This window comes from Nocardia sp. CA-145437, from assembly GCF_050956485.1.
Taxonomy (GTDB): Bacteria; Actinomycetota; Actinomycetes; order Mycobacteriales; family Mycobacteriaceae; genus Nocardia.
The window spans coordinates 1,810,823-1,828,679 of the sequence record NZ_CP191204.1 but is presented as its reverse complement, the minus strand read 5'-3'; the positions used below and the strand labels follow the sequence as shown (position 1 = coordinate 1,828,679).

The following is a 17,857-nucleotide window of genomic DNA, read 5'->3' as shown; positions in this document are numbered from 1 at the left end:
GCGCCGGTCACGAGGTGTAGGCGGCGAGCACCATCACACTCCCCGAAACCTGCAGATAAACACGGGTTTTGAACTCGGGAGTGACGAACTCCGCATCGAGCTCACGACTCGTCCGATACTCGCCGGCGGGCAGCGATGGCGCGAGTTCCGCGCGGAGCCAGGGAACCGGATTCGGCGCCGCCGAGGCGGGCGGGTCCGTGATGATCCGCGTGCGAAGAGATTCGGCCACCGCGGGGTCGAGGGTCACGATGGCCTGAAGCCAGTAGTCGGACGGCCCGGGAGCCTCGATGCGGGAGGGCGTGGTCTCCATCCCCTGAACGCCCGCGGCCCAGGTCGCGGACACGGGTTGCACGAGGGCCGGCCATCGGGATGTCAAGGGCTCGAGGTCGTGACGGAGGGCTTTGGCGGGCGGCGCAGCCGCCTCCGGCGGATTCCCGCAGGCCGACGCCGCGGCCACAACGGTCGTCACGGCGACCAGACCCAGCAGATGCCGCCTCGTTCTGAGCATGCCGCCCAACATAATTCACTGGCCCGAGCTGGAGGCCGCGTTGTCGCCGAGCCGCCAGCTGGCGATGATCGCGCGGATGCACGAACTCGTGCGGGCGCGATCGCAGTTCCTGATCGCCACCCACTCCCCGATCCTGATGTCGTATCCCGATGCCTGGATCTATCAGATCGGTGCGGACGGGTACGAACTCGTCGAGTACGAGGACACCGAGCACTACCGCGTGACGCGCACTTTCCTCGAGAACCCCGGCAAGTATCTGGACGAGCTACTCGACTAACGGAGCTGGTTCAACTCGCCTGGCAGGTGGGGCACCAGAAGAGGTTTCGGCCTTCCATCACCGTGTGGACGACGGTGGAGCCGCACAGGCGGCAGGGTTCGCCGAGGCGGCGGTAGACGTAGGTGCGGGGGCGGTCGGCGGCGTAGGAGGGGGCGCCGTGGTCGTGTTCGGGGCGGACGACGTGCATGAAGCCGCGACGGACGCCGACCTTCATCAGGTCGACCAGGTCGGACCAGAGCGCGTCCCATTCGGTGCGGCTCAGGGACTTTCCGGGGCGGTGCGGTGCGATGTTGTGGCGGAACAACACTTCCGCGCGATACACGTTGCCCACTCCGGCCAGGACCTTCTGATCCATGAGAAGCGCGCCGATGGGGCGCTGGGAGCGCTGGATTCGCGCGAAGGCCCGGTCGGGGTCGGCGTCGCGGCGCAGCGGGTCGGGGCCGAGGCGGGCGGTGAGGGCGGCGACCTCCGGGTCGTGGAGGATTTCGCAGGCGGCCGGTCCGCGCAGGTCGGTGCCGTGGGCTTCGCCGGACCGGCCCGCGCCGATCAGGCGCATGCGGACCTCGCCGACGGGAGCGTCCATGGGGACGGCGGATTCGGTGAATTTGCCGTACAGACCCAGGTGGACGTGCAGGGTGACGCCCGAATCGTAGTGGTGGAGCAGGTGTTTGCCCCAGGCTTCGGCGCGGGTGAGGACGCGGCCGTCGATGAGGGCCGCGCCGTCGGCGAAGCGGCCCTGGGGGCTCGAGACTCGGACCTGACCGCCGGCGAAGCGCTTGTCGTGCAGCTTCGCCAGGCGGTGCAGCGTATGGCCTTCCGGCACAGGTCAGTTCGGCAGCGCGGGGGCGACGCCGGTCTTCTCGTACTCGGCGAGGATGTCGATGCGGCGCTGGTGGCGCGGCTCGTCGGACCACTCGGTGGTCATGAAGGCGTCGACGATGGCGAGGGCTTCCTCGGTGGAGTGCATGCGGCCGCCGATGCCGAGCAGCTGGGCGTTGTTGTGCTGGCGGGCGAGCTGCGCGGTCTCCACGCTCCAGCCGAGGGCGCAACGCGCGCCGGGCACCTTGTTGGCGGCGATCTGCTCGCCGTTGCCGGAGCCGCCGAAGACGAAGCCCAGCGAGCCGGGCTCGGCGACGACGCGGCGGGCCGCCTCGATGCAGAAGGCCGGATAGTCGTCGAGGGCATCGTATTCCAGCGCGCCGCAGTCGACGACGTCGTGGCCCTGGCCCTCCAGGTGAGCCTTGACGTGGTTCTTCAGTTCGAAGCCGGCATGGTCGGCACCCAGGTATACGCGCATGGCTGCGATTCTGTCAGCCCGCGCACGACCGCCCACGCAGGGGGCTGTCACCGGCGGAATACGAGGTGTGGGCCACTCGCGGCGAGCACGACCCGCCGACGCGCGCGAACGTACTATCCAGGCATGACGTCCGACGACAGTTCATCCACGCCGAACGCCTACGGGGGGCAATCCGCCGGCGGAGATCAAGGACAGCCGCCGAGCGGCGAGCAGCCGCAGCCGAGCGCAGATCCGTCCGCCGATCACACGACCGTTCACCCGGGCCTGCCCGCGGGCGGCTACCCCGCGCAACCCGCGAGCGCGTATCCGCCGTATCCGACCGGCGACGTCGCGGGCCGGCCCGCCGCACACCCCGGCCAGCCGACCGGCGAGTACGCGCAGCCGACGACTTCCTATCCCGCCGCGCAGCCCCCGGGCGCCCAGCCCGCGTGGAACCCCGTCACCGGCATGTCCGGCTGGGATCCGCGGGTGGGCCCGCCGGGATGGGCTCCGCAGCAACCGTATTCGCCGCCACCGCCGCCGGTGGTGCAGACCGGCAGCCGCGGCCTGTCCCCGTTCGGGATGCCCGCGCGGCACAGCTGGGAGATCCCGCTGCTGGTGATCGTGATCGTCGCCACCGCGCTGGCGTACCTGCTGGCGCTGCTCATGCTGGTGTCGGGCTATTCCGGCCAGATCGTGCTGGTGCTGGTGTTCGCGCCGCTGCTGGTCTACCTCGGCCGCGGTATGAACTACGCGGCGCAGCGCGTCAACGGCGTGAAGATGTCGCCGACCCAGTTCCCCGACGGCTTCCGCATGGTGCAGGAGGCGGCGGCCCGCTTCGGCATGACCCAGGTTCCGGACGCCTACGTGGTCACCGGCAACGGCCAGATCAACGCCTTCGCCTCCGGGCACGGCTTCCGCCGTTACGTGGTCGTCTACAGCGACTTGTTCGAGATCAGCGGCGCGGCACGCAATCCCGAGGCGCTGGCCTTCATCATCGGCCACGAGGTCGGGCACATCGCCGCGGGCCACGTCTCGTACTGGCGGCAGCTGGGCATGTTCCTCGCCCCGTTCCTGCCGATCTTGGGCAGTTCGCTGATCCGCTCGCAGGAGTACACGGCCGATAATCACGGCTTCTGCAACCGACCGCAGGGCGCGCCGACGGCCATGCAGACCCTGGCGGCGGGCAAGTACCTCAACAATCTGGTCAGTTTCGACGAGATGGCCGACCGCGCGCCGCGGGAGAAGGGCTTCTTCGTCTGGATGACGAATGCCATGGCCAGCCATCCGGTGCTGACCTGGCGCATGTGGGCGCTGCGCGACCGCAGCCGCCACGGCAAGCTGTTCTGGCGGCCCGACGTCCCGCAGCGGCCGCCCGTGGCCGGACCCTACGGCGCTCCGCAGCCGTACGGCGGTCCCCCGCCCCAGTACGGCGAGACCACCACGTACCACGAGTACCGGCCGCGCTGATCGCACGAATCGGGCGGGCTCCGCGTCCACGGATCCCGCCCGATCTGCGGCTATATCACCGAAAGCCCTGCCCCTCAGTCGAAGGCGGGGTCCTCGGTGCGGGTCCGCTTCAGCTCGAAGAAGTGCGGGTAGGAGGCCAGCGCGACGGCGCCGTCCCACACCTTGCCCGCCACCTCACCGCGCGGGATGCGCGAGAGCACCGGACCGAAGAAGGCCACGCCGTTGATGTGGATGGTCGGCGTGCCGACATCCTGGCCGACCTTGTCCATGCCCGCGTGGTGCGAGGCCTTCAGTTCCTCGTCGTATTCGACGGAGGTGGCCGCGGCGGCCAGCTCGGCGGGCAGCCCGACCTCGGCCAGCGACTCGGCGATGATGACCTCGATCAGGTCGGCGCGCGGCCCGTCCTGCTCGTACTCGGCGCGACGGTTGTGGAAGCGCGTGCCCATGGCGGTGTACAGCGGCGCCAGCACCTTGTCGCCGTGGTCGCGGGCGGCGGCGATGGCGACCCGGACCGGGCCCCACGCGCTGCGCAGCAGCTCCACGTATTCCGGCGGCAGGCCCTCACGGCCGTCATTGAGCACCCCCAGGCTCATGACATGGAAGTTGACGTCGATATCGCGGACCTGCTCGACCTCGAGGATCCAGCGGGAGGTGATCCAGCACCAGGGGCACATCGGATCGAACCAGAAGTCGACCCGGTCCTTTTTGGTGTCGCTCACAAGGAAGTCCTTTCACAGTCGACGGCCGACACACGGCCGTTCCCCTAAGGCAACAACCCGGATTGTTGCCGATATTTCCGCTCCGCCCGACTCGCCCGGGTCTAGGGTCGAAATATCGGCCTCGCCGGGAGGACGGCCACATCCGGTGGATCGATCCCGGCCGCGTGAGCAGGGAGGTTTCGGTATGACCAGTTCCAGGTTCGTCATCGCGGGCGGCGGACTCGCCGCGGCGAAGCTCGCGGAAGCCTTGCGGGCCAATGACTTCGACGGCACGGTAACCCTCGTCAGCGCCGAGGAGCATCTGCCCTACGAGCGCCCGCCGCTGTCCAAGGAGCATCTGCTGGGCAAGAAGTCGCTGCCCGACTTCACCGTGGACCCGTCGCAGTGGTACCGCGATCATCACGTCGAGGTGATGCCCGGCACCACGGTGACCGGACTGGACCGTGGCACCAAAACTGTTGCGCTGCCGGATGGTACGACGCTGCCCTACGACAAACTGGCGCTGGCCACCGGCTCACGCCCGCGCATGCTGCGCATGCCCGGGGTGGACGCGCGGGGCGTGCACGTGCTGCGCACCATCGAGGACTCCGACGCGCTGCTGGCCATGTTCGGCGAGGTCCAGCGGCTGGCGGTGATCGGCGCGGGCTGGATCGGGCTCGAGGTGACGGCGGCCGCGCGCGCGGCGGGCGTGGAAGTGACTGTGCTGGAAGCGGACTCGGTTCCGTTGCGGGCCGCGCTCGGCACCGAGATGGGCGAGGTGTTCGCGGGCCTGCACCGCGCGCACGGCGTGGACCTGCGCACGGACGTGAAGGTCAGCGAGATCACCACCGCCGACGGCCGCGCGACCGGTGTGCTCCTGGACGACGGCACTCGGATCGAGGCGGACGCGGTGCTGGTCGCCGTGGGTGCGCGACCCAATATCGAGCTGGCCGCGGATGCCGGACTGGCGGTGGACGGCGGGGTCCTGGTCGACGAGAGCCTGGCCACTTCGGACCCCGATATCGTCGCGGTCGGCGATATCGCCGATCAGCACCATCCGGTGCTGGGTCGGCGAATCCGGGTGGAGCACTGGGCGAACGCGCTCAACCAGCCCGCCGTGGCGGCCCTGACCATGCTCGGCAGGCCCGCGGTGTACGACCGGCTGCCCTACTTCTTCACCGATCAGTACGACCTGGGGATGGAGTACACCGGCTACGTCTCCCCTGAGCAGCAGGCGCGCGTGGTGGTGCGCGGTGATCTGGCAGGACGCGAGTTCGTGGCGTACTGGCTCGATCCGAACAATCGGGTGCTGGCCGGGATGAACGTGAACGTGTGGGATGTCACCGACAAGATCAAGGAGCTGATCCTGAGCGGCCGGGCCGTGGACCCGGACGCTCTGTGACCACCGTCACACACCTTGAGCTGCGCGATACGTCGATCCGGCGTGCGGGGCTCCGACCTGTATGCGAGAGCGCCACCGCGGCGCGCCGACGAAGGAGCCGACCATGAAGTACATGCTGATCAAGTCGTACACCCCGGCCGCTTTCTGCGACACCCCGATCCACCAGTGGGCGCCCGAGGAGATCCAGGCGCACATCGACTTCCAGCGCACCCTGGGCGAGCAGCTGGCCAAGTCCGGCGAGCTGGTCGAGGCCCAGGGCCTCGCCGACCCGGGGCAGGCGATCACCGTCAGTTCCGACGGCCGGTCCGCGCCGGTCGTCACCGACGGCCCGTTCCCCGAGACCAAGGAGCTGCTGGCCGGGTACTGGATCGTCGACGTCGACACTCCCGACCGGGCCGTCGAGATCGCGGCCCAGGCCTCGGCCGCGCCCGGCCCCGGCGGCAAGCCGATCGGCGAGTACATCGAGGTCCGGCAGATCATGAGCGCCCCCGCCGCCGAACTCTGATGCCGCACACCGCGATCGAGGACCTGCTGCGCGAACTCGCCCCGCAGGTCCTCGGCGCGCTCGTCCGCCGCTACGGCGATTTCGACGCCGCCGAGGACGCCCTCCAGGAAGCGCTGCTCGCCGCCGCCACCCAGTGGCCCGCCGACGGCCTGCCCGGCAACCCGCGCGGCTGGCTCATCCAGGTCGGCGCGCGCCGCATGGTCGACGCCATCCGCGCCGACTCCGCCCGCCGCAACCGCGAGACCGCCGACGCGATCCGCGACCCGGAACGCCTGGGCACAGCGACGCCCGACCCGGCCGACGCCGTCATCGCCGCACTGTCGGAGACAGGACTCGACCAGCTGGCCGCCGCACCCGGTGCGGACAGTGCGAGCCGTGCGGCCGACACCTCCGGGGCATCCGGTATTCGCGGCACGGCTGATCCGGGCGGCGCGGTCACCGGCCGCGTCGCCCGCGACACCGGGACCGAGGACCGGGACGACACGCTCACGTTGTTCTTCCTGTGCTGCCACCTCGCACTGTCGCCCGCGAGCGCGATCGCCCTGACCCTGCGCGCGGTCGGCGGGCTCACCACCGAGGAGATCGCCCGGGCCTTCCTGCTCCCGGAACGCACCATGGCGCAACGAATCACCCGCGCCAAGAAGCGCATCGCGGAGGAGGACCGCCCCTTCGCCATGCCCGCCGAGTCGAACGGGCAACGCGGGGAATGGAATACGCGCCTCGACAGCGTGCTGCGGGTGCTGTACCTGATCTTCACCGAAGGCCACACCAGCGGAGGTGAGCGATTACGCCGCGGCGACCTGTCGAGCGAGGCGATTCGGCTGGCCCGGGCGCTGTATCGCGTACTGCCGGACAATCCTGAGGTCACCGGCCTGCTCGCACTGCTCCTGCTGACCGATGCCCGGCGCGCCGCCCGCACCGGCGAGCACGGCGAACTGATCCCGCTGGCCGAACAGGATCGCGGGCTGTGGGATCGGGAGATGATCATCGAGGGCGTGCGCCTGGCGACCGCGTCGGTCAGCCGCGGACTCATCGGCCCCTATCAGATCCAGGCCGCCATCGCCGCGCTGCACGCGCAGGCGTTGCGGCCCGAGGACACCGACTGGCCTCGAATCCTGTTGCTGTACAACGCCCTCGAACGCCAGTCACCCAATCCGATGGTCACCCTCAACCGAGCGGTCGCCACCGCCATGGTGCACGGGCCGCAGGCCGGTCTGGACCTCGCCGACACCCTCGCGGAGTCGCTGCCGGGCAACCACCGCCTCGACGCCGTCCGCGGCCACCTGCACGAAATGGCCGGCGACCACGAGGAAGCCGTCGCCTGCTACACGGCGGCCGCGCGCAGCACCACCAGCCTCCCCGAACGCGACTACCTCACCATCCGCGCCGCCCGCCTGCGCCGTGGTTGAGCTTCCGCCCGGCGAACCCGATGCCGCGGGTCCGCATCCCGGCGCGGTGGCGCCGCGCACGTGGCCGCGGAGCCGCCGCCTCTGTCGCGGCGCGCCTCAGGCGGCGGACGTGCGGAAGGCGGTGGGGCTCACGCCGCGATGGCGTTTGAAGGCGGCGGAGAAGCCGAACGGATCCGCGTAGCCGACCGATTTGGCGATATGGGCGATGGTCAGGTCGGTATCGGTGAGGAGTTCCTCGGCTTCGTCCATCCGCGATTCGGTGAGGTAGGCCAGCGGCGGTTGCCCCATCACGGCGGTGAAGCGTTTGGCGAAAAGCGCCCGGGAGACACCGGCTTCGGCGGCCAGCGAGGCCACGGTCCAGGGTGTGCCGGGGGTCGTGTGGATCGATTGCAGCGCGGGGGCGATGACCGGATCGGCCAGGCCGCGGAACCAGGTCGGCGCTTCGGGTCCGGCTTGGTCGAACCAGGTGCGCAGGGTGCAGACCAGGCTCCAGTCGAGCAGGCGGTCCATCATGGCCTGCGAGCCCGCGCTCTGCAGGACGGCGGAGGCGGCGGCCGACTCGTACCAGCCGCAGGATTCGTAGTCCTCCCTGACCACCAATACCGCTGGGAGCGCGCGCAGGAGACGTTCGTGGCGGCGGAAGGAGGTGCGGTAGGCGCCCACCATCAGGGCGGTGGCGTCGGCGTCACTGCCCCAGTGGATTCCGCCGAGTTCCTCACCCGCGCACTCGGAATCGGCAGCGAAGCAGGAGATCTCGTACTCGGCCGGAGCGGGAGCGCCCGCCCGGGGCTCGCTACTGTCGAAATCACCTGAGACAAGCCGGAAGTCACCCGGGCCGCGCACCAGTGCGGTATCGCCTGGCTCGAGTGTCCGGCTGTCACCGTCCGGCAGCAGCAGCGTCCCGCCTCCGCGCATGACGGTGATCATCGTCAGTGGCGCGCGGTCGGCGAAGCGGATCGTCCACGGCGCGGGCATCACCGCGTGGGTGACCACCGCGCCTTCGGCTCGAATTCCGCTCAGCAACTTACTCAGAGGATCCACCCCATCGAGGGTAGACGAATTCCTATCGGGCCGAGCGTTTCACCCATGGATCGTCTACATCCGGGCGGGTGTACTGGGAGTACAGCAAACAACCACCCGGATCCAGGAGGAATCCCTTGTCGCACGACGGTATCGATCAGCCCGCCCGCACCGCGCTGGTCGTGGTCGCTCATCACCGATCCGATTCCCTGACCGCGCACCTCGCCGCCCGCACGGCCGCCCGGCTGGAATCCGACGGCTACCGCGTCGATCTGCTGGACCTGCGGGCCGAGGGCTTCGATCCCCGCATGATCGAGGCCGACCAGCCGGACTGGGGCAATCGTGAGAAGCTCTACTCCCCCGAGGTCCACGAGCACATGGACCGCATCCTCGCCGCCGACGTGGTGATCGCGGTCTTCCCTGTCTACTGGGCGAGCGTCCCCGCGCTGCTCAAGGGCTGGATCGACCGGGTGTGGAACTACGGATTCGCCTACGGCCGCAGCAAGCCTCGCCTGGCGGGCAAGCGCATGCTGTGGCTCGGCCTGGCCGGAATGGCCGCGGGCGACCCGCTCGTGGACTTCCTCCAGCAGTCACTGGAGGGCCAGCTCAATATGGGAATCGCCTACTACTGCGGCTTCTCCCACTCGAGTGTCGGCCTGCTGCCCGATGCCGAGGAACGCCGTCAGCGGCTCGACGCCGACGGGCAACTGCTCATCGACCCGGCCACCGTCGGCGCCGAGCGCGTGGCCCAGTACGCCGATCTGGAGCGCCGGGCCGACGAGTTCGTCACGAACTTCCTTGCCGCCGAGGCGGTTCCGGCCTAGACGCCGGTCCAGGCGTTGCCGGTGATGAGTTCGTAGGCCTGCTTGTACTTCTGGCGGGTCACGTCGATGATGTCGGCCGGAATCTCCGGGCCCGGGTACTCCTTGTTCCACCCGGTGGAGGTGGACCAGTCGCGCACGAACTGCTTGTCGAACGACTTCTGCGGCCGGCCCGGCTCATAGTCGTCGGCGGGCCAGAAGCGGGAGGAGTCCGAGGTCAGCACCTCGTCGCCGACGGTGAGAACGTCACCGTCCCAGCCGAGTTCGATTTTCGTGTCGGCGATGATGACACCGTTGGCGGCGGCGTGGTCGGCGCCGCGCGAATACATCTCGAGGGTCAGGTCGCGCAGCTTCTCGGCGACCTCCTTGCCCTCCTGGTTCACCACGTCGGCGAAGCTGATCGGCTCGTCGTGGCCCTCGTCGGCCTTGGTGGTGGGGGTGAAGATGGGTTCGGGCAGCTTGTCGCCGTCGCGCAGGCCCGGCGGCAGCGCGATGCCGGACACGGTGCCGGTGCGGTTGTACTCGGCCAGGCCGCCGCCGGTCAGGTAGCCGCGCGCGATGCACTCCACCTTCACCATCTTCAGCGGCTTGACCCGCACGCCGCGGCCCGCGAACTCGGCGGGCACATCGGTGGTGGACAGAATGTGATTGGGCACATCGGAGAAGAAGCCGAACCACCAGTTCGACAGCTGGGTGAGCAGCGCGCCCTTGTCCGGGATCGGGGTCGGCAGCACCACGTCGTACACCGACACCCGGTCGGATGCGACCAGGATCAGCGAATCGCCGTCCTCGTACAGGTCGCGCACCTTACCGGCGTGGATGTGCTTCAACGGTCCTCCTCGTGCTGGGCGGTAGCTGCCGCCGCCCAGCCTAGTGGGTGGCCGTCCTCGCATCGGACACGCCCAACCGCGCGACCCCGGGCATGGCAAGCTGGCTACTGCCGCACAGTTCTCCGAGAGCTAAGGAGCCTCCTTGTCCGCACCGAATCTCACCCGCGAGCAGGCCATCGAACGCGCCGCCACGGTCCAGGTGGAGAACTACAAGGTCGAGCTGGACCTCACCGGCCAGCCCACCAGCGCCGACGCGCCTCGCAGTGAGACGTTCCACTCGAAGGCGACGGTGACCTTCACCGCGACGCCGGGTGCGCAGACCTTCATCGACTTCGTGGGCGCGGGCCTGCGCTCGGCCGTGCTCAACGGCGTCGACCTGGACGTGAGCGGCTACGACGAGGAGCAGGGCCTCACCCTGCCCGACCTGGCCGCGAACAACGAGCTGGTGATCGAGGCCGACGGCGAGTACTCCAACACCGGTGAGGGCCTGCACCGTTTCGTCGACCCCACCGACAACAAGGTCTACCTGTACTCGCAGTTCGAGACCGCCGACTGCAAGCGCATGTTCGCCTGCTTCGACCAGCCCGACCTCAAGGCCACCTACGACATCGTCGTGACCGCGCCCGAGGACTGGGAGGTCATCTCCAACGGGGCCGTCACCGACACCCACCGGCTCGGCGCCGTCGTCCGCCACACCTTCGCCACCACCCCGCGCATGAGCACCTACCTGGTCGCCCTCATCGCCGGGCCGTACGCGAAATGGACCGACTCCTACCAGGATTCGCACGGTGAGATCCCGCTCGGCATCTACTGCCGCGCCTCGCTGGCCGCGTTCATGGACCACGACCGGCTCGTCACCGAGACCAAGCAGGGCTTCGGCTTCTACCACGCCAATTTCGGTGTGCCCTATGCCTTCGGTAAGTACGACCAGCTGTTCGTGCCCGAATTCAACGCGGGCGCCATGGAGAACGCCGGTGCCGTCACCTTCCTCGAGGACTACGTCTTCCGTTCCAAGGTGACCCGCGCGTCCTACGAGCGCCGCTGCGAGACCGTGCTGCACGAGATGGCGCACATGTGGTTCGGCGATCTGGTCACCATGAAGTGGTGGGACGACCTGTGGCTGAACGAGTCGTTCGCCACCTTCGCGTCGGTGCTGTGCCAGGTCGGCGCGACCGAATACACCAACGCCTGGACCACGTTCGCCAATGTCGAGAAGTCGTGGGCGTACCGGCAGGACCAGCTGCCCTCCACCCACCCGATCGCCGCCGACATCCCCGACCTGGCCGCCGTCGAGGTCAACTTCGACGGAATCACCTACGCCAAGGGCGCTTCCGTGCTCAAGCAGCTGGTGGCCTACGTCGGCGAGGAGCCGTTCCTGGCCGGTCTGCGCGACTACTTCACCGAACACGCCTACGGCAACGCCACTTTCGACGATCTGGTGGGCGCGCTGGAGAAGGCGTCGGGCCGCGACCTGTCCGACTGGGGCGCGCAGTGGCTCAAGACCACGGGCCTCAATATCCTGCGCCCCGACTTCACCGTGGACGCCGCCGGCAACTTCACCTCCTTCACGGTCGTGCAGGACGGCGCGGAGCCCGGTGCCGGTGAGCGGCGTGTGCACCGGCTCGCCATCGGCATCTACGACGACCAGGACGGAAAGCTGGTGCGCACCAAGCGCGTCGAGCTCGACGTGGACGCCGCCGAGCGCACCGACGTGCCCGAGCTGATCGGCGTCGGCCGCGGCACGCTGGTGCTGGTCAACGACGACGACCTCACCTACTGCTCGGTCCGCCTCGACGCCGACTCGCTCGACACCGTGGTAGCGCGCATCGCCGACATCGCCGAACCGCTGCCCCGCACCCTGGCCTGGTCCGCGGCCTGGGAGATGACCCGCCAGGCCGAGATGAAGGCCCGCGACTTCGTGGCGCTGGTGCAGCGCGGCGTCGGCGCGGAAACCGAGATCGGTGTCGTGCAGCGGCTTCTCATGCAGGCGAGCACCGCACTCAGCGCCTACGCCGACCCGGAGTGGGCGCGCGCCGAGGGCTGGCCCGCCTACGCCGACCGGCTGCTGGAACTGGCCCGCGCCGCCGGTGCGGGCTCGGACCACCAGCTGGCGTTCGTCAACGCGCTCACCGGTGCGCTGCTGTCCGAGCAGCACATCCAGGTGCTGCGCCAGCTGCGCGCGGGCGACCCGGAAGGCGTGGACCTGCCCGGCCTGACCGTCGACACCGACCTGCGCTGGCGGATCACCCAGGCGCTGGCCGCCGCCGGAGCCATCGACTCCGACGGCGTCGAAACCCCGGTCATCGACTCCGAACTCGCCCGCGACGACACCGCCGCGGGCCGCCGGCAGGCCGCCGCCGCGTCCACCGCCCGCCCGCAGGCGGCGGTCAAGGAATCGGCGTGGGACACCGTCATGGGTGACGACTCGGTGCCCAACATCACCGCGCGCGCCATCGTCGCGGGCTTCGCGCCCGCGGGCCAGTCCGAGCTGCTCAGCCCGTACGTGGAGCGCTACTTCGCCGATATCGCCTCGGTGTGGGAGCGCCGTTCCAGCGAGGTCGCTCAGACCGTCGTGGTCGGCCTCTACCCGCACTGGGCCGTCACCGAGGAAGCCGTCGCCGTGGCCGACAAGTTCCTCGGCGGCGACCACCCGCCGGCGCTGCGCCGCCTGGTGGTCGAGGGCAAGGCGGGCATCGAACGCTCGCTGCGCGCCCGCGCCTTCGATCGCGGCTAGAAAGCACTGCCCCGCAAAACCTTCCACACACGACAGCGCCTCCCGAACCTTCGGGAGGCGCTGTCGTTCGTGTGGAGGATCAGCCCTCTACCAGACCTGGCCGGGGTTGCACCCGGCCCAGTTCGCCGAGATCGTGCACATCGACGTGATGCCCAGCAGCTTCAACAGGGCGGCGGCCAGGCTGCCGACATCACTGCCGGTGGAGGTGGCGACGAAGGTCATGCGGTGTCCTCTCTCGAATTTCCCAACCCTTCAGCAGATTAGGGCCTTGCAACCCTCGATCCGAAGACCTCCGAACCGGTGCCCCCGATCCCGGGGGCGCGAATTCCCGCTGCTCAGAGCGGATCTGCCCACAGCAGCAGGGCACGACTTCCAGGGGCCGACTGCGGCACCGTGAAGGCATGGCAGACAACAAGACTCCGATGTTCAACTGGAGCACCAGAGAACAACTCTTCGCCCGGCGGGTCCTGGTGCTGGACGGCGGGCTCGACGACGACAACGGCACGCTGCTGATGACCCAGCTACTGACGCTGGCGGCGGAGGACCCGGAGGCGGGGATCTCGCTGTGGATCCACTCGCCCGGCGGCTCGGTGCCGGCCATGCTCGCCATCCGCGACGTGATGCGCCTGGTGCCGTGCCCGGTGTCGACGCTGGCGCTCGGATTGTCGTGCAGCGCGGGACAATTCCTGCTCTCGGCGGGCACCCCCGGCCACCGCTACGCCCTGCCGCACGCCCGCATCCTCATGCATCAGGGCTCGGCGGGCATCGGCGGCAGCGCCGTCGAGGTGGAGGTCCAGGCCGACGACCTGCGCTACACGGTGCAGACCGTGCTCGGCCTGATCGCCGAGGACACCGGCCAGCCCTACGACCAGATCTTCGAGGACTCGCTCCACGACCGCTGGTTCACCGCGGAACAGGCCCGCGACTACGGCTTCATCGACCACATCGTGGACTCCTTCCACCAGGTGGTCCCCGCGCGACAGAAACTGGGGATCTCGGCATGAGCACCTACACGATTCCGAACGTCATCACCCGCGACCCGCGCGGTGAACGGATCATGGACGTCTACTCGCACCTGCTCAGCGAGCGCATCGTCTACCTCGGCACCCCCATCGACTCCGGCGTCGCCAACGCCCTCATCGCGCAACTCCTGCACCTGGACGCGGAGAGCCCGGGGCAGGACATCAACCTCTATATCAATTGCGAGGGCGGCGAACTGCCCGCCATGCTCGCCATCTACGACACCATGCAGCACATCTCGTCGCCCGTCGTGACCACCTGCGTCGGCCAGGCCATCGCCGTCGGCGCGGTCCTGCTCGCCGGTGGCGCGAAAGGCCGCCGCAACGTGCTCCCGCATTCCCGAATCGTCCTGCACCAGCCCGCGATCCGAGGACAGGGCACCATCCCCGACCTCATCCTCCAAGCCGACGAAATCGTCCGCATGCGCGCCCAGATCGAAGCCATCCTCACCACCCACACCGGCCAACCCGCCGAAACCCTCCGCCGCGACACCGACCGCGACCGTGTCTTCACCGCCGAAACCGCCATCGCCTACGGCCTCGCCGACCAACTGCTCGGCCCGCGCTGAGAGCCGTCGGTTCGTACTCGTGGTGATGGCGAGCCCCGCCTCCGAACCATTCGGCGAGGAGACCGTGACCCGAACCGGCCGTCACGAATTGTCTTGATCCACAACCAATTGCGGCCCACCGGAACTGTGGTGCACGATCTCCGGAGGCTGCGCGGGCAACGGCTGACCGGCGCGGCGGCGCGGCGCGGGCGGCCGGTGCGCGGGTCAGGCGGCCAGCGACAGCATGACCTGACCGGCGTAGCGGTGCGGCACCGCGGGCGGTGCGGCGGGGGCCAGGCGGGTCCGCAGCAGCTCCTCGGCGACCTGGCGGGTGAGTCCGCCCACGCTGATGCCGAGGGCTCCGGCCAGCGCGGCGATCATCTCGCTCGACGGTTCCTTGCGGCCGCGCTCGACCTCGGAGAGGTACTGCGGCGAGATCCCGGCCCGCCCAGCGGTTTCGGTGAGCTTCTCCCCCAGGTCCAGCCGCATCGAGCGCAGTCGCTCGCCGAGCGCCTCGCGCCACAGCGGTTCCCGGTCCGTGCGCTCGCGGACGGGCGCGGGTGATGCCGCGGGCCGAACCGACCGGCCTGCTCGATCCAGACCACCAGGAAGCGCCTTCAGGCGCGGATGCTCGGACATACACCGAGCGTAAAGTGCCTGGCCCGACCGTCGCGCCTCGATCTGCTCAGAGCGAACTCCGCGGCAACACTCGAAGGCCCCGAAAACACTCGAAGGCCCAGCAAACACTCGAAGGCCCAGCGAACGCGAGGGACGCCCGGGGCTCGAGCCCCGGGCGTCCCTCGTCGAATCGGAACCGGCTAGACGCGGCCGATGGCGGCGGCCATCACGCGCACCGCGGAGACCAGGCCGTCGATCAGCTCACCCTGGCGGAAGGAGCTGGTGGCGGCGGTCGCGCCGAGCTGGCAGACGCGGTCGTTGGCGCGCTCGGCGATCTCGTGGCCGGAGCGGACCTCGACGGAGCTGGTGTTCGGGTCCACCGCGATCAGGACCGAGCGGGCGGCCTCCGGGGTGGCCGGGAACAGCGCGTCCACGCCGGCGGCGGAGTCGGCGCCCAGGTCGCCGATGTAGACGTTGAAGCGCACCTTGGTGGCGCGGGTGGCGTCGGTGAGGGCATTGTCCATGAGCAGCCGCTCACGGTCGCTGAACGGCGCTTCCTTGAAGACGTCGCCGGCCTCGTGCACGCCGGAGACGCGTCCGCTGGCGGTGAGGGCCCAACCGTGGGGCAGGTCGGCCTCGTTCACCACGGGCCAATTAGAACTTGCCACTTGCCCGGCCTCCGATCAGCTCCGCGTTGGCGGTTTCGATAGCCGCATGGTGTCCATGCGAATCAGCAGTGTCGTGGTGGCCGGACCCGGTCACCTCGTCGGTCGCGCTCCACAGCACCGGAGGCTGGGTCCACTTCGCACCGAGTTCGTAGTGTTCCGGCTTCTCGCCGGGCAGCGGCTTGCCGAGGAACGACAATCCGGCGATCGCGAGATAGATCGCGACCGGGATGCCGACGTAGATCAGCACTGTCTGGAGAATGCTCACGGCCCAACGGTAGTCGATCGCCCCACGACTACTACGACCGGTAAGGGTTAGTGCGGCCGTGTCGTGACATTCACCTTTCGGACCGGCGGAACCTCGCCGATCAGACCAACCAGGCAGTCGAGTTCGCCGGAAGTTTGCGACCGGCCAGCGGAGCGCTGGTCAGCAACACCTCCCCCGCGGGCAGCAGAATCGGCGAGCCGGTCGCATTGAGCACGCACAACAGCCCGCCCGCGCGCCGAAACGCCAGACAGCCCGGCGGGCTCCCGTACCATTCGACACCCGACCCGGCGAATTCCGGACGGACGGCCCGCAATTCGATCGCCATCCGGTACAGCGACAGCATGGAATCCACCCGTTCCAGCTGCCGCTCCACGCTCGCCCCCGCCCACTCCGGCGGCATCGGCAACCACGGTTCACCCGTCGTGAACCCGAACGGCGGCCGCGCACCCTCCCAGGGCAGCGGCACCCGGCAGCCGTCGCGGCCGCGCACGGTGTGACCGGATCGCTCCCAGGTGGGGTCGCGCAGCGCCCACTCCGGCAGATCGTCCACATTGGCCAGGCCCAATTCGGCTCCGTTGTAGACGAATACCGCGCCCGGCAGCGCCAGCTCCAGCATGATCATGGCCCGCGCCCGGGCCTGCCCGACCGGGCCGTCACCGTAGCGGGTGACCTCACGTTCGATGTCGTGGTTGGACAGCGTCCAGGTGGGCGTCGCGCCGACGCCCGCCACCGCGTGCAGCGAATTGTCCACGGCCGTGCGAATGCGTTCCGGATCGAAGGGCGTCTGGGCGAGACGGAAGTTGAAGGCCAGGTGCAGTTCGTCGGCGCGCACGTACTCGCCGAAGCGGGCGTTGTCGTTGACCCACACCTCACCGATGGCGACCGCGTGCGGATACTCGTCCATCACCTTGCGCACGCGCCGGTGGATCTCGTGCACCCCCGCGTTGTTGAACCGCGGATCGTCGTCCTCGAGGTGCAGCATGCGGGTGTCGATGCGCTCCATGTCCGGCAGGCCCGGGGGTTTGGCCATGCCGTGCGCGACATCCAGGCGGAAACCGTCCACGCCGCGATCCAGCCAAAACCGCAAGGTCTGTTCGAAATCGGTTGCGACCTCCTGGTTTTCCCAGTTCAGGTCCGGCTGCTCGGGCGCGAAGATGTGCAGATACCACTGCCCGGGCCTGCCGTCGGGTTCGTACACCCGGGTCCAGGCCGGGCCGCCGAAGATGCTCGGCCAATTGTTCGGCGGCAGTGCGCCATCCGGGCCGCGGCCGTCCCGGAACCAGTAGCGCGCCCGCTCCGGGCTGCCCGGCCCGGCCGCCAGCGCCTCCCGGAACCACCGGTGCTGATCGCTGGTGTGGTTCGGGACCAGGTCCATGGTCACCCGCATGCGCCGGTCGTGCGCCTCGGCGATGACCTCGTCCAGGGCGGCCTGACCGCCGAACAGCGGGTCGATGTCGCGCGGGTCGGACACGTCGTAGCCGCCGTCGGCCATGGGCGAGCGCATCACCGGGCAGATCCACAGAGCGTCCACGCCGAGCAGCTCCAAATAGCCCAGCTTGTCGCGCAATCCGCCTAAATCGCCCACGCCATCGCCGTCGGAGTCCGCGAAGGAACGGGGATACACCTGGTAGAACACGGCCGACCGCCACCAGGGGATTTCGGCGAGATTGTCCGTCACAGCGGTAATGGTGCCAAAGCACAGCGGCCTTCGCGGCCGCGTCCGAAGGACTTGTCCAGTTTCAGCAAATGATCAGCGGACAGCCACGACCGGCCGGAATCCCCGTGGGGC

The 17,857-nt window shown here is 69.4% G+C and carries 20 protein-coding genes; 9 read left to right on the top strand and 11 right to left on the bottom strand.

The annotated features are described in order from the left end of the window. Window positions 1-7: 7 nt before the first annotated feature. On the bottom strand, window positions 8-508 hold the full coding sequence (locus tag ACQPYY_RS07980; RefSeq protein WP_433593275.1) for a hypothetical protein: 501 nt from the start codon (window positions 506-508) through the stop codon (window positions 8-10). Here ACQPYY_RS07980 and ACQPYY_RS07975 point away from each other — a divergent pair. Next, the gene (locus ACQPYY_RS07975) at window positions 507-785 is read left to right on the top strand and encodes a hypothetical protein (protein ID WP_433593274.1); all 279 of its coding nucleotides are present in this window, start codon (window positions 507-509) and stop codon (window positions 783-785) included. The genes ACQPYY_RS07980 and ACQPYY_RS07975 overlap by 2 nt on opposite strands. A 10-nt stretch (window positions 786-795) precedes the next feature. On the opposite strand, the gene ACQPYY_RS07970 is transcribed toward ACQPYY_RS07975, so the two are convergent. Continuing rightward, window positions 796-1,608 carry an Fpg/Nei family DNA glycosylase gene (locus ACQPYY_RS07970; RefSeq protein ID WP_433593273.1) on the bottom strand — a complete coding sequence of 271 codons (813 nt, stop codon included), beginning with the start codon at window positions 1,606-1,608 and terminating at the stop codon, window positions 796-798. A gap of 3 nt (window positions 1,609-1,611) precedes the next feature. Next, window positions 1,612-2,082 carry a ribose-5-phosphate isomerase gene (locus tag ACQPYY_RS07965; protein WP_357090280.1) on the bottom strand — a complete coding sequence of 157 codons (471 nt, stop codon included), beginning with the start codon at window positions 2,080-2,082 and terminating at the stop codon, window positions 1,612-1,614. A gap of 447 nt (window positions 2,083-2,529) precedes the next feature. Here ACQPYY_RS07965 and ACQPYY_RS07960 point away from each other — a divergent pair, with 447 nt between their 5' ends. After that, window positions 2,530-3,531 carry a M48 family metallopeptidase gene (locus ACQPYY_RS07960; protein ID WP_379102153.1) on the top strand — a complete coding sequence of 334 codons (1,002 nt, stop codon included), beginning with the start codon at window positions 2,530-2,532 and terminating at the stop codon, window positions 3,529-3,531. A 74-nt stretch (window positions 3,532-3,605) separates the two neighbouring features. Here the strand turns inward: ACQPYY_RS07960 and ACQPYY_RS07955 are convergent, their stop codons facing one another. Next, window positions 3,606-4,250, bottom strand: coding sequence for a mycothiol-dependent nitroreductase Rv2466c family protein (locus tag ACQPYY_RS07955; RefSeq protein WP_379101161.1), 645 nt, complete (start codon window positions 4,248-4,250; stop codon window positions 3,606-3,608). Window positions 4,251-4,434: 184 nt separating this feature from the next. On the opposite strand from ACQPYY_RS07955, the gene ACQPYY_RS07950 reads away from it, so the two are divergent. From ACQPYY_RS07950 to ACQPYY_RS07940, 3 genes are all read left to right on the top strand, one after another. After that, a complete protein-coding gene (locus tag ACQPYY_RS07950; protein WP_433593272.1) occupies window positions 4,435-5,631 on the top strand; it encodes an NAD(P)/FAD-dependent oxidoreductase in 1,197 nt (398 codons plus the stop codon). Window positions 5,632-5,734: 103 nt separating this feature from the next. Then, window positions 5,735-6,136 carry a YciI family protein gene (locus tag ACQPYY_RS07945; protein WP_379101157.1) on the top strand — a complete coding sequence of 134 codons (402 nt, stop codon included), beginning with the start codon at window positions 5,735-5,737 and terminating at the stop codon, window positions 6,134-6,136. Next, a complete protein-coding gene (locus ACQPYY_RS07940) occupies window positions 6,136-7,545 on the top strand; it encodes an RNA polymerase sigma factor (RefSeq protein WP_433593271.1) in 1,410 nt (469 codons plus the stop codon). Before ACQPYY_RS07945 ends, ACQPYY_RS07940 begins: the two co-directional genes overlap by 1 nt. Window positions 7,546-7,641: 96 nt before the next feature. On the opposite strand, the gene ACQPYY_RS07935 is transcribed toward ACQPYY_RS07940, so the two are convergent. Then, complete coding sequence (locus tag ACQPYY_RS07935) at window positions 7,642-8,586, bottom strand: AraC family transcriptional regulator (protein ID WP_433593270.1); 945 nt, start codon at window positions 8,584-8,586, stop codon at window positions 7,642-7,644. A gap of 116 nt (window positions 8,587-8,702) precedes the next feature. On the opposite strand from ACQPYY_RS07935, the gene ACQPYY_RS07930 reads away from it, so the two are divergent. Continuing rightward, the gene (locus ACQPYY_RS07930; RefSeq protein WP_433593269.1) at window positions 8,703-9,389 is read left to right on the top strand and encodes an NAD(P)H oxidoreductase; all 687 of its coding nucleotides are present in this window, start codon (window positions 8,703-8,705) and stop codon (window positions 9,387-9,389) included. On the opposite strand, the gene ACQPYY_RS07925 is transcribed toward ACQPYY_RS07930, so the two are convergent. Beyond that, on the bottom strand, window positions 9,386-10,216 hold the full coding sequence (locus ACQPYY_RS07925; RefSeq protein ID WP_433593268.1) for a phosphoribosylaminoimidazolesuccinocarboxamide synthase: 831 nt from the start codon (window positions 10,214-10,216) through the stop codon (window positions 9,386-9,388). The genes ACQPYY_RS07930 and ACQPYY_RS07925 overlap by 4 nt on opposite strands. Before the next feature lie 142 nt (window positions 10,217-10,358). On the opposite strand from ACQPYY_RS07925, the gene pepN reads away from it, so the two are divergent. Then, entirely contained in the window at window positions 10,359-12,950 is a 2,592-nt protein-coding gene (pepN, locus tag ACQPYY_RS07920) for an aminopeptidase N (RefSeq protein WP_433593267.1), read from the top strand. A gap of 87 nt (window positions 12,951-13,037) precedes the next feature. Here pepN and ACQPYY_RS07915 read toward each other — a convergent pair whose 3' ends face one another. Continuing rightward, the gene (locus tag ACQPYY_RS07915; RefSeq protein ID WP_357279899.1) at window positions 13,038-13,172 is read right to left on the bottom strand and encodes a hypothetical protein; all 135 of its coding nucleotides are present in this window, start codon (window positions 13,170-13,172) and stop codon (window positions 13,038-13,040) included. A gap of 179 nt (window positions 13,173-13,351) precedes the next feature. On the opposite strand from ACQPYY_RS07915, the gene ACQPYY_RS07910 reads away from it, so the two are divergent. Together ACQPYY_RS07910 and ACQPYY_RS07905 are read left to right on the top strand one after the other, a co-directional pair. After that, window positions 13,352-13,954, top strand: a complete 603-nt coding sequence (locus ACQPYY_RS07910; RefSeq protein ID WP_379101145.1) for a ClpP family protease — start codon at window positions 13,352-13,354, stop codon at window positions 13,952-13,954. Beyond that, complete coding sequence (locus ACQPYY_RS07905; protein WP_357279904.1) at window positions 13,951-14,538, top strand: ClpP family protease; 588 nt, start codon at window positions 13,951-13,953, stop codon at window positions 14,536-14,538. Before ACQPYY_RS07910 ends, ACQPYY_RS07905 begins: the two co-directional genes overlap by 4 nt. A 204-nt stretch (window positions 14,539-14,742) precedes the next feature. Here the strand turns inward: ACQPYY_RS07905 and ACQPYY_RS07900 are convergent, their stop codons facing one another. The 4 genes from ACQPYY_RS07900 to ACQPYY_RS07885 form a co-directional block, all read right to left on the bottom strand. Continuing rightward, complete coding sequence (locus ACQPYY_RS07900) at window positions 14,743-15,156, bottom strand: helix-turn-helix domain-containing protein (protein WP_379101141.1); 414 nt, start codon at window positions 15,154-15,156, stop codon at window positions 14,743-14,745. 179 nt (window positions 15,157-15,335) lie between these two features. Beyond that, window positions 15,336-15,779: a DUF5130 domain-containing protein gene (locus ACQPYY_RS07895; protein WP_379102151.1), complete on the bottom strand. Its 444-nt coding sequence runs from the start codon at window positions 15,777-15,779 to the stop codon at window positions 15,336-15,338. A 10-nt stretch (window positions 15,780-15,789) separates the two neighbouring features. Next, on the bottom strand, window positions 15,790-16,068 hold the full coding sequence (gene ctaJ / locus ACQPYY_RS07890; RefSeq protein ID WP_357090307.1) for an aa3-type cytochrome oxidase subunit CtaJ: 279 nt from the start codon (window positions 16,066-16,068) through the stop codon (window positions 15,790-15,792). A 100-nt stretch (window positions 16,069-16,168) separates the two neighbouring features. Next, on the bottom strand, window positions 16,169-17,746 hold the full coding sequence (locus tag ACQPYY_RS07885; RefSeq protein WP_433593266.1) for a glycoside hydrolase family 13 protein: 1,578 nt from the start codon (window positions 17,744-17,746) through the stop codon (window positions 16,169-16,171). Window positions 17,747-17,857: the final 111 nt, after the last annotated feature.

Coding starts and splice junctions, on each gene's coding strand:
- ACQPYY_RS07915 (WP_357279899.1), bottom strand. CDS start 13,172: ATGACCTTCGTCGCCACCTCCACCGGCAGTGATGTCGGCAGCCTGGCC.
- ACQPYY_RS07980 (WP_433593275.1), bottom strand. CDS start 508: ATGCTCAGAACGAGGCGGCATCTGCTGGGTCTGGTCGCCGTGACGACC.
- ACQPYY_RS07965 (WP_357090280.1), bottom strand. CDS start 2,082: ATGCGCGTATACCTGGGTGCCGACCATGCCGGCTTCGAACTGAAGAAC.
- ACQPYY_RS07905 (WP_357279904.1), top strand. CDS start 13,951: ATGAGCACCTACACGATTCCGAACGTCATCACCCGCGACCCGCGCGGT.
- ACQPYY_RS07960 (WP_379102153.1), top strand. CDS start 2,530: ATGTCCGGCTGGGATCCGCGGGTGGGCCCGCCGGGATGGGCTCCGCAG.
- ACQPYY_RS07910 (WP_379101145.1), top strand. CDS start 13,352: ATGGCAGACAACAAGACTCCGATGTTCAACTGGAGCACCAGAGAACAA.
- ACQPYY_RS07975 (WP_433593274.1), top strand. CDS start 507: ATGCCGCCCAACATAATTCACTGGCCCGAGCTGGAGGCCGCGTTGTCG.
- ACQPYY_RS07900 (WP_379101141.1), bottom strand. CDS start 15,156: ATGTCCGAGCATCCGCGCCTGAAGGCGCTTCCTGGTGGTCTGGATCGA.
- ACQPYY_RS07940 (WP_433593271.1), top strand. CDS start 6,136: ATGCCGCACACCGCGATCGAGGACCTGCTGCGCGAACTCGCCCCGCAG.
- ACQPYY_RS07945 (WP_379101157.1), top strand. CDS start 5,735: ATGAAGTACATGCTGATCAAGTCGTACACCCCGGCCGCTTTCTGCGAC.
- ACQPYY_RS07950 (WP_433593272.1), top strand. CDS start 4,435: ATGACCAGTTCCAGGTTCGTCATCGCGGGCGGCGGACTCGCCGCGGCG.